The organism is Pseudomonas sp. WS 5078, from assembly GCF_012985745.1.
GTDB classification, from domain to species: domain Bacteria; phylum Pseudomonadota; class Gammaproteobacteria; order Pseudomonadales; family Pseudomonadaceae; genus Aquipseudomonas; species Aquipseudomonas lundensis_A.
This window is the reverse complement of record NZ_JAAQWX010000014.1, coordinates 55,125-71,814: the sequence shown is the minus strand read 5'-3', so window position 1 is coordinate 71,814 and position 16,690 is coordinate 55,125. Positions and strand designations below refer to the sequence as shown.

Sequence of the window (16,690 nt, the reverse complement as noted above, 5' to 3'; positions counted from 1 at the left end):
GTCCCATGCCAATGAATACTGAATTTCGTAAAACACTTCCGGGCACCCGGCTGGATTATTTCGACACCCGCGCGGCGGTCGATGCGATCAAGCCCGGCGCCTATGACACGCTGCCGTACACCTCGCGCGTGTTGGCTGAAAACCTGGTGCGTCGCTGCGATCCGGCCACCCTCAATGCTTCGCTGAGCCAGCTGATTGAACGCAAGCGTGACCTCGACTTCCCGTGGTTCCCGGCCCGGGTGGTGTGCCACGACATCCTCGGACAGACCGCGTTGGTGGACCTTGCCGGCCTGCGTGACGCCATTGCCCAGCAAGGCGGCGACCCGGCGCAAGTGAACCCTGTGGTGCCGACCCAACTGATCGTTGACCATTCACTGGCAGTGGAATGTGGCGGTTACGACCCCGAGGCGTTCGAAAAGAACCGCGCCATCGAAGACCGCCGTAACGAAGACCGTTTCCACTTCATTGAATGGACCAAGAAAGCCTTCAAGAACGTCGACGTGATCCCGCCGGGCAACGGCATCATGCACCAGATCAACCTGGAGAAAATGTCGCCGGTGATTCAGGTGCGTGACGGCGTGGCGTTCCCCGATACGTGCGTCGGTACCGACAGCCATACTCCCCATGTCGACTCGCTGGGTGTGATTGCCATTGGCGTCGGCGGGCTGGAAGCCGAAAGCGTGATGCTGGGCCGTGCGTCGTGGATGCGCTTGCCCGAGATCGTTGGTGTTGAGCTGACCGGCAAGTTGCAGCCAGGCATCACGGCCACGGACATGGTGCTGGCCCTCACGGAGTTCCTGCGCAAACAAAAAGTGGTCGGCGCCTGGCTGGAGTTCTTCGGTGAAGGCGCTGCGGCGTTGACCCTGGGCGACCGCGCGACGATTTCCAACATGGCCCCGGAATATGGCGCCACGGCGGCGATGTTCTATATTGACCGGCAGACCATCGACTACCTCAAACTGACCGGACGCGAAGACCAGCAAGTGCAGTTGGTCGAGCACTACGCCAAGGTCAGCGGCCTGTGGGCCGACAGCCTTAAAGACGCGCAATATGAGCGCCGCTTGAGTTTTGATCTGTCCAGCGTTGTGCGCAACATGGCAGGCCCGAGTAACCCGCATGCCCGGGTCGCCACCACTGATCTGGCTGCCAAAGGTATCGCCGGTCAATGGGAGGATGTGCCGGGGCAAATGCCGGAGGGTGCGGTCATCATTGCAGCCATCACCAGTTGCACCAATACCAGCAACCCGCGCAACGTGATCGCAGCGGGCCTGATTGCTCGCAACGCTAACCGGCTGGGGCTGACCCGCAAACCGTGGGTCAAATCTTCGCTGGCGCCGGGCTCGAAGACCGTTGCGTTGTACCTCGACGAAGCTGGACTGACCGATGAACTGGAGCAGTTGGGCTTTGGTGTCGTGGCGTTTGCCTGCACCACGTGCAATGGCATGTCGGGTGCGCTGGACCCGCACATTCAGCAGGAAATCATCGACCGCGACCTGTACGCCACGGCTGTACTGTCGGGTAACCGTAACTTCGACGGGCGTATTCACCCCTACGCCAAGCAAGCGTTTCTCGCCTCGCCGCCCTTGGTGGTTGCCTACGCGATAGCGGGAACCATCCGTTTTGACATCGAGAAAGATGTATTGGGTCTGGACGCCAACGGCAACGAAATTCGCCTCAAAGACATCTGGCCAAGCGACGAAGAAATCGACGCAGTGGTCAAGGCGGCGGTCAAACCGGAACAGTTCCGTCAGGTCTACATCCCGATGTTTGCAATCCATGAAGACACCGGGCCGAAGGTTGAGCCACTGTATGACTGGCGCCCGCAAAGCACCTACATTCGCCGCCCGCCGTACTGGGAAGGCGCACTGGCCGGTGCCCGCCCACTCAAAGGCATGCGCCCGTTGGCGGTGTTGCCCGACAACATCACCACTGACCACCTGTCGCCGTCCAACGCGATCATGCTCGACAGCGCTGCGGGTGAATATCTGGCGAAAATGGGCCTGCCGGAAGTTGACTTCAACTCCTACGCGACTCACCGTGGCGACCACTTGACTGCCCAGCGCGCGACGTTTGCCAACCCGAAACTGTTCAATGAAATGGTCATCGAGGACGGCAAAGTCAAACAGGGCTCGCTGACTCGACTGGAGCCTGAAGGCAACGTGATGCGCATGTGGGAAGCCATCGAGACCTATATGGAGCGCAAGCAGCCGCTGATCATTGTCGCCGGCGCCGATTACGGGCAGGGATCTTCCCGCGACTGGGCGGCCAAGGGCGTGCGTTTGGCGGGTGTGGAAGCCATCGTCGCTGAAGGCTTCGAGCGTATCCATCGCACGAACCTGGTGGGCATGGGTGTCCTGCCGCTGGAGTTCCTGCCGGGTACCAACCGCAAAACCCTGCAACTGGATGGCAGCGAAATTTACGACGTGATTGGCGAACGTACCCCGCGTGCCACGCTGACGCTGGTCATCACCCGCAAAAACGGCGAACGCGTCGACGTGCCGGTGACGTGCCGTCTGGATACCGCCGAAGAAGTCTCGATCTACGAAGCTGGCGGCGTGTTGCAGCGTTTCGCGCAGGACTTCCTGGAATCGGCCTCCGCGTAATCACAGCGCCGGGGCGCCTCGCCCCGGCCTTAACAGGACTGTGTCATGGCTTATGCAGCGCAAATCAAAATCCCTGCGACGTATATGCGGGGCGGAACCAGCAAGGGTGTTTTTTTCAGTCTCCTCGACCTCCCGGCGGTCGCACAGGTGCCCGGCGCGGCCCGTGATGCCTTGCTGCTGCGGGTGATCGGGAGCCCGGACCCGTACGAAAAGCAAATCGACGGCATGGGCGCAGCTACATCCAGCACCAGTAAAACCGTGATTGTGAGCAGAAGTTTGCGTGCGGATCACGACGTCGATTATTTGTTTGGTCAGGTCGCCATCGACAAGCCATTCGTGGACTGGAGTGGCAACTGCGGCAACCTCTCAGCAGCCGTTGGCTCATTTGCCATCAGCAGCGGCTTGGTGGACGTGGCGCGGATTCCGCAGAACGGCACCGCAGTGGTGCGAATCTGGCAAGCCAATATCGGGAAAACCATCATTGCCCATGTCCCTATCACGGACGGTGAGGTGCAGGAAACGGGCGACTTTGAGCTGGATGGGGTGACGTTTCCTGCGGCCGAAGTGCAGCTGGAGTTTCTTGACCCGGCGGCGGATGAAGACGGAGCCGGCGGCTCAATGTTCCCTACCGGTCATGTGGTTGATGAACTGGACGTTCCAGGTGTCGGCACCCTGAATGTGACCATGATCAATGCGGGTATTCCCACCATTTTTGTTAATGCCCGCGACATTGGTTACAGCGGCACCGAACTGCAAAACGACATCAACAGTGACGCCAAGGCCTTGGCCATGTTCGAGACCATTCGCGCTCACGGCGCATTGCGCATGGGGCTGATCGGTACTCTTGAAGAGGCCGCCAAACGCCAGCACACCCCTAAAGTCGCGTTTGTAGCCGCGCCTGCGGATTACGTGTCGTCCAGCGGCAAGGCCGTCAAGGTGCAGGATGTGGATTTGCTGGTGCGGGCGCTGTCGATGGGCAAGTTGCACCACGCCATGATGGGCACGGCCGCTGTGGCGATTGGCACGGCGGCCGCCATTCCCGGCACGTTGGTGAACCTGGCGGCAGGCGGCGAAACGCGTGATGCCGTGCGTTTTGGCCACCCGTCAGGGACGTTGCGCGTCGGCGCACAGGCGCAGCAGGTCAACGGTGAATGGACCGTCACCAAAGCCATCATGAGCCGCAGTGCGCGTGTGCTGATGGAAGGCTGGGTGCGGGTGCCGGGCGATTCGTTTTGACCGCATGACCCTTTGCCCCCACCCCGACCCTCTCCCGTCAGATGAGGGGCGGGGGAGGGGCCAAGGTGTCTAGGGACTGTCGAGCGGGCACTTGAGACCCGCAACACCATGATTAACCTGAGGATGGAACACACCACTCACTGACTTTTTGGAGGCACCCATGAGCGCCAACGTCGACCTCAACAACCGTCCGGACTATGACCGGGTTTTGCAGGACATTGCCGATTACGTCCTCAATTACCGCATCACGTCGCAAGAAGCCCTGAACACTGCCCGCCTTTGCCTGATGGATACATTGGGGTGCGGTTTGTTGGCGCTGCGCTTTCCGGAGTGCACCAAGCACCTCGGGCCGCTGGTTGAAGGCACCGTGGTGCCGTTCGGGGCGCGGGTGCCCGGTACGCCGTACCGTCTCGATCCCGTAAAAGCGGCGTGGGACATCGGTTGCAGTGTGCGTTGGCTGGATTACAACGACACCTGGCTGGCCGCAGAGTGGGGGCACCCTTCGGACAATCTGGGCGGGATTCTGGCGGTGGCCGATCACCTGTCACAACAGCGCGTGGCCAAAGGTCAAACGCCCCTCACGGTGCGCGCCGTGCTCGACGCAATGATCATGGCGCATGAGATTCAGGGCGTGATCGCGCTGGAAAATTCGTTCAATCGAGTCGGCCTCGATCATGTGTTGTTGGTGAAAGTCGCCTCGACAGCCGTGTGTGCCAAGCTGATGGGGGCCACCCGCGAACAGCTGTTGTCGGCGCTGTCCCACGCATTTGTGGACGGTCAGGCATTGCGCACGTATCGCCATGCCCCCAACGCAGGTTCGCGCAAATCGTGGGCGGCGGGGGATGCCACCAGCCGCGGTGTGCGCCTGGCCGACATTGCGCTGAAAGGAGAGATGGGCATCCCGGGTGCTCTGACGGCGCCGCAATGGGGTTTTTATGATGTGCTCTTTAGCCATACCAACAAGGACCTGGCACTTAAGCCCGAAAGCCAGCGTGCGTTCAAGTTGTCGCAACCCTATGGCACGTATGTAATGGAAAACGTGTTGTTCAAGATCAGTTTTCCGGCGGAGTTTCATGCGCAAACTGCCTGTGAAGCGGCCGTTACCTTGCATCCGCAGGTCAAGGATCGGCTGCATGAGATCGAGAAAATCGTTATTACCACCCATGAATCAGCGATCCGGATCATTTCCAAGCAGGGCAAGCTCGCCAACGCGGCAGATCGCGATCATTGCATTCAATACATGACGGCCGTGCCGCTGGCGTTTGGCAATCTGGTGGCTGAACAGTACGAAGACGATTTCCATGCGGCGCATCCGATCATTGATGAGTTACGGGAGAAGATGCAGGTCGTCGAAGAGCCGCGTTTTACCCGGGAATACCTGGAGGCAGACAAGCGGTCGATTGCCAACGCGGTGCAGGTTTTTTTCACCGATGGTTCCAGCACTCAGCAAGTGGTGGTGGAGTACCCGATCGGCCATCGTCGGCGCCGGGCGCAAGGTATTGCGCTGCTGGAAGAGAAGTTCAAAAGCAACTTGGCGACGCGTTTTGCACGCCAGCGTTGTGCGCAGATTTTTGAGTTGTGCAACGATCAGGCGCAGCTTGAGTCGACGCCGGTCAATGAGTTTGTCGATAAGTGGGTCATTTGACCCGCACGCTTGCGCAGGCTGCGATCGGGCTATAAGACACCCTTTTTTGCAGCCTGCGCCAGTGCGGCAAGATGAGGTCTATTTGAAGCGGCGTTCCACGCCTTTCTCGACCAGAATTTTGGCCGAGATTTCCTCTACGGAAAAATGGGTGGAGTTGATGTGCGGGATGTTTTCGCGCTTGAACAGGTTTTCGACTTCGCGCACTTCGAATTCGCATTGGGCAAAGCTGGAGTAGCGGCTGTTGGGCTTGCGTTCGTTGCGGATGGCGGTCAGCCGGTCCGGGTCGATGGTCAGGCCGAACAGTTTGTGTTTGTGCTCGCGCAAGGCGGCGGGCAGCTTCAGGCTTTCCATGTCGTCTTCGGTCAGCGGGTAGTTGGCTGCGCGGATGCCGAATTGCATGGCCATGTACAGGCAGGTTGGGGTTTTGCCGCAACGCGAGACACCCACCAGAATCAAGTCAGCCTTGTCGTATTTGTGTGTACGGGCGCCGTCATCGTTGTCGAGGGCAAAGTTCACCGCTTCGATACGCTCCATGTAGTTGGAGTTGTGGCCGATGGAGTGCGATTTGCCGACCGAGTAAGAAGAGTGTTCGGCCAACTCTTGTTCCAGTGGGGCGAGGAAGCTGGAGAAGATGTCGATCATGAAACCATTGGAGGTCGCGAGGATTTCGCGAATGTCCTGATTGACGATGGTGTCGAAGATTATCGGACGAACTCCGTCTTTTTCGGCGGCGTTATTGATTTGTTGTACCATTGCCCGCGCTTTATCGGCGCTGTCTATATAAGGCCGCGTGAACTTGCTGAAGGTCACATTTTCGAATTGGGCCAACAAACTCTGGCCGAGGGTTTCGGCGGTGATGCCGGTGCCATCGGAGATAAAGAAAGCAGATCGTTTCATTTGCGCCTTGGGCCTTAAGCTGGTGACGATTCTTGGATATGATAGGCGCGATTTTGTCGGCCTCAGTGTCAGGCAGTGTCACTTATTTTCCAGGTCCAGGCCACATTCGCTGCGATGCCGCCCTGTAGAGCGTCCAGCGCCCTGAGCTTTTCCAACACAGTTAGTGGAGAGATCACCTTGGTAGAGTACGTAGTTTCCCTCGATAAGCTCGGCGTCCATGATGTAGAGCATGTGGGGGGCAAGAACGCATCCCTCGGCGAGATGATCAGTAATCTTGCAGGCGCCGGTGTTTCGGTACCCGGTGGTTTCGCCACCACGTCTCAGGCCTATCGCGATTTTCTTGAACTCAGCGGTTTGAACGATCAGATCCACGCTGCGCTCGACGCGCTGGATGTTGATGACGTGAACGCACTGGCCAAAACCGGCGCCCAGATCCGTCAATGGATCATGGAAGCCGAGTTCCCGGAGAAGCTCAACGCTGAAATTCGCACTGCGTTCGCCACCTTGTCCCAGGGCAATCCCGACATGGCTGTGGCCGTGCGCTCCTCAGCCACCGCTGAAGACTTGCCTGACGCGTCGTTCGCCGGTCAGCAAGAAACCTTCCTTAATATCCGTGGTGTAGAAAACGTGATTCGTGCGACCAAGGAAGTGTTTGCTTCCCTGTTCAACGACCGTGCGATTTCTTACCGCGTGCACCAGGGTTTTGACCATAAGCTGGTCGCCCTGTCTGCTGGCGTACAGCGCATGGTGCGTTCTGAAACCGGGACCGCAGGCGTAATGTTTACCCTGGATACCGAATCGGGTTTCCGTGACGTGGTCTTTATCACCGGCGCTTATGGTTTGGGCGAAACCGTCGTACAAGGCGCGGTCAACCCGGATGAATTCTACGTGCACAAACCTACGCTTGACGCAGGCCGTCCTGCGATTTTGCGCCGTAACCTGGGCAGCAAAGCCATCAAGATGATCTACGGCGACGAAGCCAAGGCCGGTAAATCGGTCAAGGTGATCGACGTCGAGCCCGCTGATCGTGCACGTTTTTGCCTGAGTGACGCTGAAGTCTGCGAGTTGGCCAAGCAAGCGATGATCATCGAAAAGCACTACAAGTGCCCGATGGACATTGAGTGGGCCAAAGACGGCGATGACGGCAAGCTTTACATCGTTCAGGCGCGTCCTGAAACTGTGAAAAGCCGTTCTCAGGCCAATGTCATGGAGCGTTACTTGCTCAAGGAAACCGGCACGGTCCTGGTAGAAGGCCGCGCCATTGGCCAGCGCATCGGCGCTGGCAAGGTCCGCATCATTAAAGACGTGTCTGAAATGGACAAGGTTCAGCCGGGCGACGTGCTGGTGTCCGACATGACCGACCCGGACTGGGAACCGGTGATGAAGCGCGCCAGCGCTATTGTCACCAACCGCGGCGGACGCACCTGCCACGCGGCGATCATCGCCCGTGAACTGGGGATCCCGGCGGTCGTGGGTTGCGGCAATGCCACTCAGTTGTTGAAGGACGGCCAAGGCGTAACTGTTTCGTGTGCCGAGGGCGATACCGGCTTCATTTTTGAAGGCGAGCTGGGCTTCGACATCAAGAAAAACTCCGTGGATGCCATGCCGGAGCTGCCGTTCAAAATCATGATGAACGTGGGCAACCCGGACCGCGCCTTTGATTTCGCGCAGTTGCCGAACGCCGGTGTGGGCCTGGCCCGCCTGGAGTTCATCATCAACCGTATGATCGGCGTGCACCCCAAGGCGCTGCTGAACTACGACGGTCTGCCGCAGGACATCAAGGAAAGCGTCGACAAACGCATCGCCGGTTACAACGACCCGGTCGGCTTCTATGTTGAAAAACTGGTAGAAGGCATCAGCACACTGGCAGCGGCATTTGCACCGAAGAAGGTGATCGTGCGCTTGTCGGACTTCAAGTCCAACGAATACGCCAACCTGATTGGTGGCAAGCTGTACGAGCCGGAAGAAGAAAACCCGATGCTGGGTTTCCGAGGCGCCTCGCGTTACATCAGCGAAAACTTCCGTGACTGCTTCGAGCTGGAATGCCGTGCCTTAAAGCGTGTGCGCAATGAGATGGGCCTGACCAACGTCGAAATCATGGTGCCATTCGTGCGTACCTTGGGCGAAGCGAGTCAGGTAATCGACTTGCTGGCCGAAAACGGGCTTAAGCGTGGCGAAAACGGCCTGCGCGTCATCATGATGTGCGAGCTGCCGTCCAACGCGATCCTGGCTGACGAGTTCCTCGAATACTTCGATGGTTTCTCCATTGGTTCCAACGACCTGACTCAGCTGACGCTGGGACTTGACCGCGACTCGGGTGTCATCGCGCATTTGTTCGACGAGCGTAATCCGGCAGTCAAGAAGCTGCTGTCCAACGCCATCCAGGCTTGTAACAAGGCTGGCAAGTACATCGGTATTTGCGGTCAGGGCCCATCTGATCACCCGGATCTGGCGCGCTGGTTGATGGAGCAAGGCATTGAAAGTGTGTCGTTGAACCCGGACACCGTGCTGGAAACCTGGTTCTTCCTGGCCGAAGGTCAAGCCAAGGCTTGAGCCGTTAAATGAGGGGCGGGGCAGTCCAGTGATTGCCCTGTCCTTATATAAGCAGTGGTAGGGCGAGTTCCTGTATGGGGTCGCCCTTTTTTGTGCAAGAGCATTATGCAAAGCAGCAGTCATTTATTTCCCGTTGCCCTGATCAGCGCCGAGCGTCGGGGCGATCTGAGCGAAGACGTGTATCGCTTGAAACCCGCCAACAGTCCGGATGCGTCCGTTGAATTGGCGGTCACCCGTCTGGGCATGGCAGATGCCGGGCTGGCGCGGGGCGTGCCCGTGATCCTGTTACACGGCAGTTTCTCCAATCGACGTTTCTGGTACTCCCCAAAAGGTGTCGGGCTTGGGGCGTATCTGGCCCGTGCCGGCTTTGATGTGTGGCTACCCGAGATGCGTGGTCACGGCCTGTCAGTGCGCAATCAACAGTGGCGTAACAACCGTGTGGCGGATTATGCGCGTTACGACTTGCCAGCGATTGCTGCCTTTGTGCGTGAGCAAAGTGGGCAGGTCCCCCACTGGTTAGGTCATTCTCAGGGCGGTGTCACATTGGCCGCTGCGTTAGGCGGCCAGTACATGGGCGAACCGGCAGTCGCGTCTGCAGCGTTTTTTGGCTGTCAGGTCAATCGCCGCTATTGGCTGTTAAAAATTCCGCCGGTGGAGTGGGTCGCTCATCTGTTGCTCAAGCGCTGCGCACAACTGTCGGGCGTTCGCCTCAAGCGTGGACCGGAAGACGAGCCGATTGGCATCGCGCTGGAAAACTTGCGCTGGAACGGTTTTTTGGGGCGCTTCAAAGGTGCCGGACGCGATTGGTGGGCCGGGCTGGCTGAGGTTCGTTTACCGATCATGGCTGTTGCGGCCGCGGGCGACTTGAAAACCCCGGAATGGGCTTGCCGCGCGTTGTATGACCAATTGGGATCAGAGCAGCGAACATTCATGACCTTGGGGCGTGCGCAGGGTTTCAGTTCGGATTTTGGTCATGTCGAAATGCTGGTCAGTGAAACTGCTCAAACCGAGGTTTGGCCAAAGGTGCTCAATTGGTTGCAAAGCCGGAGCGCGTCGCAACCACGTGAAGTCGCTGAGGAAAGCGAAGCGCCACTGCTGGGGTTTCGGCAGGATGAGGTTGCGGCTACTATGTGACGCCCTTTGAGGTTCTGGTCATATTGTGTGACCCGTTCCTTGCTGTGTTCTGACATGCGGGCAACTTTTAAAGCCTCACGCCGTGGTGGCGTCTATACCCTTAGAACCCTTTCGCTTCTTCCTGCTGTGCCTTTTTTCACAGGAGTTTCCATGAACCACTACATCACTCCCGATTTGTGCGATGCCTACCCTGATCTGGTTCAAGTGCTTGAGCCGATGTTCAGCAACTTTGGCGGGCGCGATTCATTCGGTGGCGAAATCGTCACGATCAAGTGTTTTGAAGACAACTCGCTGGTTAAAGAGCAAGCAGAGCTAAACGGTAAAGGCAAAGTACTGGTGGTCGACGGTGGTGGCTCACTGCGTCGAGCCTTGCTGGGTGACATGATCGCTGAAAAAGCGGCGAAAAACGGTTGGGAAGGCCTGGTCATTTACGGTTGCATACGGGATGTAGACGTCATCGCGCAAACTGATCTGGGTGTCCAGGCGTTGGCCAGTCATCCGATGAAAACCGATAAGCGCGGGGTGGGCGACCTTAACGTTGCGGTCACGTTTGCAGGCGTCACATTTCGGCCAGGTGAATTTATTTACGCCGACAATAACGGCGTCATTGTTTCGCCTACTGCTTTGAAAATGCCGGAATAACGGCGTAACCGCTAAGGATCACGGATGTTCGAGGAAGACAACGCCCAATGGGGCCTGGTGCATGCATTGGTGCTGGACGGTGAGGGCGGTGCTCGCCCGATTGCCCGCACCGAGCTCAATGAGCTTGCGTTGCAAGCCCATGAAAGCCTCTGGTTGCATTGGGATCGCAGTCATCCTCAAACCCAGAGCTGGCTGCGTAACTCTAGCGGCCTGAGCGAGTTCAGCTGTGACTTGCTGCTGGAAGAAAATACGCGCCCGCGTCTGCTGCCTCTGCCCAACAACGAATTGTTGCTGTTTCTGCGGGGCGTTAACTTGAACCCCGGCGCTGAACCGGAGGACATGGTGTCGCTGCGTATTTTCGGCAGTGCGCAGCGGGTGATTTCACTGCGCATGCGGCCTTTGCGTGCAACCGATGAGCTGCTAAGCGAGTTCGATCAGGGCGAAGGGCCTAAGAACCCCGCCGAATTGATCCTTTATCTGGCTCAGCACCTGACATTAAAAGTGCAGGATCTGATTGGTGAGCTGTCTGAAATCGTCGATGACGAAGAAGATAAAATTGATGCCGACGAACGGTATACACCCGAGCATGGCGCTATTTTGCAGATCCGCAGAAGGGCTGCCGCACTGCGTCGTTTTCTTGCCCCTCAACGCGATATTTTCGGTCAGCTGACACGCACCAAGTTGCCATGGTTTACGGCCGATGATGCAGATTACTGGAACGAATTGAACAATAGTCTGACGCGCTACCTCGAGGAGCTCGAACTGACCCGCGAGCGCGTGGGGCTTGTGCTTGAGGCTGAAGACCGACGTTTGAACGTTCGCATGAGCCGCATCATGTATCGCTTCGGCGTGCTGACCGGCATCTTCTTGCCCATCACCTTTATTACCGGTTTGTTGGGCATCAACGTGGGCGGCGTTCCCTTCTCCAATGACCCTTATGGTTTTGCCGTGACCTGCCTTGTGATGTTGGTCATTGGTGTAGGGCAGTGGTGGTTTTATCGTCGTTTGCAGTGGCTTTAAAGCCACGGTATGTGACCTCATTCATGTTGCCCACGTCTTTCACTGACATACCGAGAGGTGCTTATGCACGATCCGTTTGAACAGTCCTTACGTGAAATGCTCAAGGCCGAGCCGTCCACCCGTGACGACGATGCCTGCTTGGGCCGTGTACTGAAAACCGCTAACCGTCAGGTGGGGGCGGGTGATCTTTTCAGTCTGCTGGGCCGTTGGGTGCAGGCACTGATGATTGCTTTGAACAGCGGTTCGGCTCATATTGCGCCCGTTTCGCGACGCAAACCTGCTGCTCGCCCTGCTGATAAGGCTGATTGAACATGGAACTTGATCTCTGGACCCAGAGCCTGGTTACGGCAATGACCGCCCTTTGGACCAAAATTGCCAACTTCATCCCGAACCTGTTCGGGGCGCTGGTTGTTGTATTGCTGGGCTTCGTGGTTGCAAAACTGCTTGATACCTTGCTGTCCAAGTTGCTCGCCAAGTTGGGCCTTGACCGTTTGATGGGTGGCACCGGCCTCACGAAAATACTGGGCCGTGCAGGGATCCAGGTCCCGATCTCCACACTGATCGGCAAAATTGTTTATTGGTTCATTCTTCTCATTTTCCTGGTTTCAGCAGCTCAGTCCCTTGGACTTGAGCGGGTTTCAGCTACGCTGGACATTTTCACGCTTTACCTGCCCAAGGTTTTTGGCGCGTTGCTGGTACTTCTGGTGGGTGTGTTGCTTGCGCAATTGCTCAACGGTCTGGTGCGCGGCGCGGCCGAAAGCGTAGGGTTCGATTATGCTGGCGGGCTGGGCCGCGTGGCTCAGGGTCTGGTCATCATCATCAGTATTTCTGTGGCCATCAGTCAGCTGGAGGTCAAAACTGACCTGCTGAACCATGTAATTGTCATCGTTTTGATTACCGTTGGTCTGGCAGTTGCGCTGGCAATGGGGTTGGGAAGTCGGGAAATTGCGGGTCAGATCCTTGCCGGGATCTATGTGCGTGAGCTGTATCAGGTTGGGCAAGACGTGCGTGTAGGTGAGATAGAAGGGCAGATCGAAGAGATCGGCACGGTTAAAACCACGTTGCTGACCGAGGAGGGTGAGCTAGTCTCCATCTCCAATCGGATCTTGCTGGAGCAGCACGTGACTAGCCGCTGATGCGGCAAACCCTGCTAATGTATGCCGCCGCAAATAAGCCTGTGTTCTCGGCTGTGGCGGACATTGACCTGACTGTCGGCACGACTCGTTTTGAATAAAGCCCAATCGCTATCCATGCGCTATGACCCCCGCGAACTCTCCGATGAGGAGCTGGTGGCGCGCTCGCATGATGAGTTGTTTCACGTCACGCGCGCCTATGAAGAGTTGATGCGGCGTTACCAACGAACTTTGTTCAACGTTTGTTCAAGGTATTTAGGGAACGATCGTGATGCTGACGATGTCTGTCAGGAGGTAATGCTTAAGGTGCTGTATGGCTTGAAGAATTTTGAGGGCAAATCGAAATTCAAGACGTGGCTATATAGCATCACCTACAACGAATGCATTACGCAGTATCGGAAGGAACGGCGAAAGCGTCGCTTGATGGACGCATTGAGTATTGACCCCCTCGAGGAAGCGTCTGAAGAAAAGACGCCGAAACCTGAGGAAAAGGGTGGGCTCGATCGCTGGCTGGTGCATGTGAACCCGATTGACCGTGAGATTTTGGTGCTGCGATTTGTCGCAGAACTGGAATTTCAGGAAATCGCAGACATAATGCATATGGGTTTGAGTGCGACGAAAATGCGCTACAAGCGTGCTCTTGATAAATTGCGTGAGAAATTTGCAGGCATTGCTGAAACTTAGTTCAGCGCAAATAGCTCTACGTGTAGGTAAGTTCTGATAGACTTGCCGCCGAGTTGTCCCCCGGTATGTGGGACTGCTTTACAATCACCAGATGGGGATTTAACGGATGAAACTGAAAAACACCTTGGGCATTGCCATTGGTTCCTTTGTAGCCGCAACTTCGTTCGGTGCCCTGGCACAAGGCCAAGGCGCGGTCGAGGGTGAACTGTTCTACAAAAAACAGTACAACGACAGCGTCAAGCACGTAGAAGACGGTTACAACCCAGGCGCATCGATCGGTTACTTCCTGACCGACGACGTCTCGTTGAACCTGACCTACGACAAGACTAACCACACCCGTTCGAACGACGGCACTGGCCACCAGAAAATCAAAGGCGACAACTTTGGTCTGAACGCTCAGTACCACTTCGGCACCGTGGGCGACGCTCTGCGTCCTTACGTTTCCGGTGGTGTTGCTCACAAGAGCATGACCAACGTAGAAGCTGACGGCCACAGCGGTCGTGACAAGTCGACTTTCCTGACTGCTGGCGCTGGTGTTAAGTGGTACATCACTGACAACCTGTTCGCCCGTGCAGGCGTTGAAGCTGACTACAAACTGGACAACGGCAAGTGGGACTACGCTCCTACTGTTGGCCTGGGTGTAAACTTCGGCGGCAACGGCGGTAAAGTAGCTCCTGCTCCAGTTCCAGCTCCAGCACCAATCGCTGAGCCAGAACCAGAAGCTCCAATCGCTGAAGTGGTTAAAGTTGAGCTGGACGTTAAGTTCGACTTCGACAAGTCGGTTGTTAAATCGCAGTACATGCCTGACATCCGCAACGTTGCTGATTTCATGAAGCAGTACCCAGCGACCACCACTACCGTTGCTGGTTACACTGACAGCGTTGGTCCAGACGCCTACAACCAAAAACTGTCCGAGCGTCGTGCTAACGCCGTTCGCGCAGCTCTGGTTAACGACGGTGTTGAATCCGGCCGCGTAAACGCAGTAGGTTACGGCGAAGCCAACCCAGTTGCTTCGAACGCAACTGAAGAAGGCCGTGCTCTGAACCGTCGCGTAGAAGCTACCGTTCAAGCAGAAGCTAAGTAATTTTTAGCTAGCCTGTTCAGAAAAGCCCGGCTCATGCCGGGCTTTTCTTTGCCTACGATTTAATCGTACTGTTTCAATCCGGCAGGCCTGATACGCCGCGCCACACTTCCCTCGCGTCTTCGCGCTCGGCACGGCTATAATCGCGCTCTCTTTCAGCCGCCTTCCGAGACCATCGAGCCCATGTATAACCTGGCCCGCCAGTTGCTCTTCAAACTTTCTCCTGAAACCTCGCATGATCTGTCCCTTGACTTGATCGGGGCGGGCGGCCGTTTGGGGCTGAACAGTTTGCTGTGCAAGGCGCCGGCCAAGCTGCCCGTTACGGTCATGGGCCTTGAGTTCCCCAACCCGGTCGGGTTGGCCGCAGGCCTGGATAAAAACGGTGCTGCGATTGATGGTTTTGCTCAATTGGGCTTTGGATTTGTGGAGATCGGCACCGTTACGCCGCGCCCGCAGCCCGGTAATCCCAAGCCGCGTATTTTTCGTTTGCCTGAAGCGCAGGCCATTATCAACCGCATGGGGTTCAACAACCTTGGCGTCGATAATTTGGTGACACGTGTGCAGGCCGCCAAGTACAGCGGCATTCTGGGCATCAATATCGGCAAGAATTTCGATACACCGGTTGAGCGTGCTGTCGATGATTACCTGATCTGTCTGGACAAGGTCTACGCTCACGCAAGCTACGTGACCGTTAACGTCAGCTCGCCCAATACACCTGGCCTTCGCACGCTTCAGTTCGGCGATTCGCTCAAGCAGCTTCTGGAAGCCTTACAGCTGCGCCAGAACGAACTTACACAGCGTCACGGAAAGCGCGTGCCACTTGCAATCAAGATTGCACCTGACATGACCGATGAAGAAACCGTGCTCGTTGCACGTGCCTTGCTGGATACAGGCATGGATGCGGTGATCGCCACCAACACGACGTTGAGTCGCATCGGCGTTGAGGGTATGGAGCATGGGGATGAAGCGGGCGGCCTGTCGGGTGCACCCGTACGAGAAAAAAGCACCCACACGGTGAAGGTCCTGGCTGAAGAACTTGCTGGCCGGATGCCTATAATTGCAGCGGGCGGCATCACTGAAGGCCGGCATGCGGCTGAAAAAATCGAGGCTGGTGCCAGTCTGGTGCAAGTTTACTCCGGCTTTATTTATAAAGGACCCGCGCTGATTCGCGAATCGGTGGATGCCATTTCGGCTATTCCTCGTCGATAAACACCCAATAAAAAGGGCTCCTTGAAGGAGCCCTTGGGCCGCAGCCCGCCGCCCGGATAGGACGGCATGGTTAAAGTGTTGCGTATTCGAGGTGATGTCGGAATGTGCCCAGAGTTAGCCGACGGCGTGAAGTTCGTTGAGTCTGTGGATGCCCGCAGTGCCTGTCATACCGTCCCAGTTGTCGCCGCGTCCTTCGCGCCAGCCATTAATCCATGCCTGGCGCACCGACGGTAGAGAAAAAGGGCAAAGCTCACGGGACTTGCCATTAACGCCATATTGGTATCCGCGTAAGAAAGCTCTTTCCAACGGATCACGCTTAAGTCTTCTCATAGGGTATTGCCCTCACTTGTTGACTGTTTTATATCGCGTCGACCTGACTCAGGTCGGGGCAGAATAAATCTGCCGTGGGTTGCTCGCTGCCGGCGTGGCGAGCATGTTTGTAATCACCTGCGCGGTGACTACCTGAGTTAAGTTCTAACGAATGTACTTGGGTGTGTGAATGATCGTTTTGTCATAAGGACGTAACGATAGTGTTGTTCAGGCCATAAGACCGGGTGTGCTGTTGCCCCTTTCTACGACAAAAGCCTGATGCTGCGAGTGTTTGCAAAGATGATGCGTTTCATTCTCTGCTGCGAATGACCGCCTTTTTTGCTCGGGTACTATTCGACGAAGGGTCTGAATATGTCCCTTTGTTTCAAGATGAATGACCTGCCTCTGCGTCTAAACTCTTTATGCCTGCGGGCGAGGGTGGTCGTTGGGGTGGAACGGCACAGTTTCGTGCCACGCGAGCGCTCTTCAAGAAAAGCGCTTGATTGAAAACGGAGCAGGCAATGCGTTGCCTCTTCACTGATAG

General features: G+C 56.8%; 14 protein-coding genes. 12 read left to right on the top strand and 2 right to left on the bottom strand.

The window, feature by feature from the left end; all coding sequences use genetic code 11:
• The first annotated feature begins 11 nt into the window (after window positions 1-11).
• The 3 genes from acnD to prpD all read left to right on the top strand — a co-directional run bounded on the left by acnD (window position 12) and on the right by prpD (window position 5,484).
• A complete protein-coding gene (acnD, locus tag HBN68_RS17715) occupies window positions 12-2,603 on the top strand; it encodes a Fe/S-dependent 2-methylisocitrate dehydratase AcnD (protein ID WP_094995076.1) in 2,592 nt (863 codons plus the stop codon).
• Window positions 2,604-2,648: 45 nt separating this feature from the next.
• Entirely contained in the window at window positions 2,649-3,839 is a 1,191-nt protein-coding gene (prpF, locus tag HBN68_RS17710) for a 2-methylaconitate cis-trans isomerase PrpF (RefSeq protein ID WP_094995077.1), read from the top strand.
• A 160-nt stretch (window positions 3,840-3,999) separates the two neighbouring features.
• A complete protein-coding gene (gene prpD, locus HBN68_RS17705; RefSeq protein WP_094995078.1) occupies window positions 4,000-5,484 on the top strand; it encodes a 2-methylcitrate dehydratase in 1,485 nt (494 codons plus the stop codon).
• Window positions 5,485-5,562: 78 nt separating this feature from the next.
• Here prpD and HBN68_RS17700 read toward each other — a convergent pair whose 3' ends face one another.
• Window positions 5,563-6,381: a pyruvate, water dikinase regulatory protein gene (locus tag HBN68_RS17700; RefSeq protein ID WP_094995079.1), complete on the bottom strand. Its 819-nt coding sequence runs from the start codon at window positions 6,379-6,381 to the stop codon at window positions 5,563-5,565.
• A 177-nt stretch (window positions 6,382-6,558) separates the two neighbouring features.
• Here HBN68_RS17700 and ppsA point away from each other — a divergent pair, with 177 nt between their 5' ends.
• The 9 genes from ppsA to HBN68_RS17655 all read left to right on the top strand — a co-directional run bounded on the left by ppsA (window position 6,559) and on the right by HBN68_RS17655 (window position 15,837).
• Window positions 6,559-8,934, top strand: a complete 2,376-nt coding sequence (gene ppsA, locus HBN68_RS17695; RefSeq protein WP_094995080.1) for a phosphoenolpyruvate synthase — start codon at window positions 6,559-6,561, stop codon at window positions 8,932-8,934.
• Between the two features lie 105 nt (window positions 8,935-9,039).
• Window positions 9,040-10,068: an alpha/beta fold hydrolase gene (locus HBN68_RS17690; protein WP_094995081.1), complete on the top strand. Its 1,029-nt coding sequence runs from the start codon at window positions 9,040-9,042 to the stop codon at window positions 10,066-10,068.
• A 150-nt stretch (window positions 10,069-10,218) separates the two neighbouring features.
• Window positions 10,219-10,710: a ribonuclease E activity regulator RraA gene (gene rraA / locus HBN68_RS17685; RefSeq protein ID WP_094995082.1), complete on the top strand. Its 492-nt coding sequence runs from the start codon at window positions 10,219-10,221 to the stop codon at window positions 10,708-10,710.
• Between the two features lie 24 nt (window positions 10,711-10,734).
• A complete protein-coding gene (locus HBN68_RS17680; protein ID WP_094995083.1) occupies window positions 10,735-11,730 on the top strand; it encodes a CorA family divalent cation transporter in 996 nt (331 codons plus the stop codon).
• Between the two features lie 63 nt (window positions 11,731-11,793).
• Window positions 11,794-12,039, top strand: coding sequence for a hypothetical protein (locus HBN68_RS17675; RefSeq protein WP_047276304.1), 246 nt, complete (start codon window positions 11,794-11,796; stop codon window positions 12,037-12,039).
• A 2-nt stretch (window positions 12,040-12,041) separates the two neighbouring features.
• Window positions 12,042-12,866 (top strand): mechanosensitive ion channel domain-containing protein, encoded by an 825-nt coding sequence (locus HBN68_RS17670; protein WP_047276302.1) that lies wholly within the window; start codon window positions 12,042-12,044, stop codon window positions 12,864-12,866.
• 90 nt (window positions 12,867-12,956) lie between these two features.
• Entirely contained in the window at window positions 12,957-13,547 is a 591-nt protein-coding gene (sigX, locus tag HBN68_RS17665; protein ID WP_094995084.1) for an RNA polymerase sigma factor SigX, read from the top strand.
• Between the two features lie 106 nt (window positions 13,548-13,653).
• The gene (locus HBN68_RS17660) at window positions 13,654-14,631 is read left to right on the top strand and encodes an OmpA family protein (protein WP_094995085.1); all 978 of its coding nucleotides are present in this window, start codon (window positions 13,654-13,656) and stop codon (window positions 14,629-14,631) included.
• Window positions 14,632-14,811: 180 nt separating this feature from the next.
• Complete coding sequence (locus HBN68_RS17655; RefSeq protein ID WP_094995086.1) at window positions 14,812-15,837, top strand: quinone-dependent dihydroorotate dehydrogenase; 1,026 nt, start codon at window positions 14,812-14,814, stop codon at window positions 15,835-15,837.
• A gap of 114 nt (window positions 15,838-15,951) precedes the next feature.
• Here HBN68_RS17655 and HBN68_RS17650 read toward each other — a convergent pair whose 3' ends face one another.
• Window positions 15,952-16,167 (bottom strand): ribosome modulation factor, encoded by a 216-nt coding sequence (locus tag HBN68_RS17650; RefSeq protein ID WP_094995087.1) that lies wholly within the window; start codon window positions 16,165-16,167, stop codon window positions 15,952-15,954.
• Window positions 16,168-16,690: the final 523 nt, after the last annotated feature.

What these genes read in the sequence shown, in the direction of transcription:
- acnD (WP_094995076.1), top strand. Translation starts at nt 12, where the DNA reads ATGAATACTGAATTTCGTAAAACACTTCCGGGCACCCGGCTGGATTAT.
- prpF (WP_094995077.1), top strand. Translation starts at nt 2,649, where the DNA reads ATGGCTTATGCAGCGCAAATCAAAATCCCTGCGACGTATATGCGGGGC.
- prpD (WP_094995078.1), top strand. Translation starts at nt 4,000, where the DNA reads ATGAGCGCCAACGTCGACCTCAACAACCGTCCGGACTATGACCGGGTT.
- HBN68_RS17700 (WP_094995079.1), bottom strand. Translation starts at nt 6,381, where the DNA reads ATGAAACGATCTGCTTTCTTTATCTCCGATGGCACCGGCATCACCGCC.
- HBN68_RS17690 (WP_094995081.1), top strand. Translation starts at nt 9,040, where the DNA reads ATGCAAAGCAGCAGTCATTTATTTCCCGTTGCCCTGATCAGCGCCGAG.
- rraA (WP_094995082.1), top strand. Translation starts at nt 10,219, where the DNA reads ATGAACCACTACATCACTCCCGATTTGTGCGATGCCTACCCTGATCTG.
- HBN68_RS17680 (WP_094995083.1), top strand. Translation starts at nt 10,735, where the DNA reads ATGTTCGAGGAAGACAACGCCCAATGGGGCCTGGTGCATGCATTGGTG.
- HBN68_RS17675 (WP_047276304.1), top strand. Translation starts at nt 11,794, where the DNA reads ATGCACGATCCGTTTGAACAGTCCTTACGTGAAATGCTCAAGGCCGAG.
- HBN68_RS17670 (WP_047276302.1), top strand. Translation starts at nt 12,042, where the DNA reads ATGGAACTTGATCTCTGGACCCAGAGCCTGGTTACGGCAATGACCGCC.
- HBN68_RS17660 (WP_094995085.1), top strand. Translation starts at nt 13,654, where the DNA reads ATGAAACTGAAAAACACCTTGGGCATTGCCATTGGTTCCTTTGTAGCC.
- HBN68_RS17655 (WP_094995086.1), top strand. Translation starts at nt 14,812, where the DNA reads ATGTATAACCTGGCCCGCCAGTTGCTCTTCAAACTTTCTCCTGAAACC.
- HBN68_RS17650 (WP_094995087.1), bottom strand. Translation starts at nt 16,167, where the DNA reads ATGAGAAGACTTAAGCGTGATCCGTTGGAAAGAGCTTTCTTACGCGGA.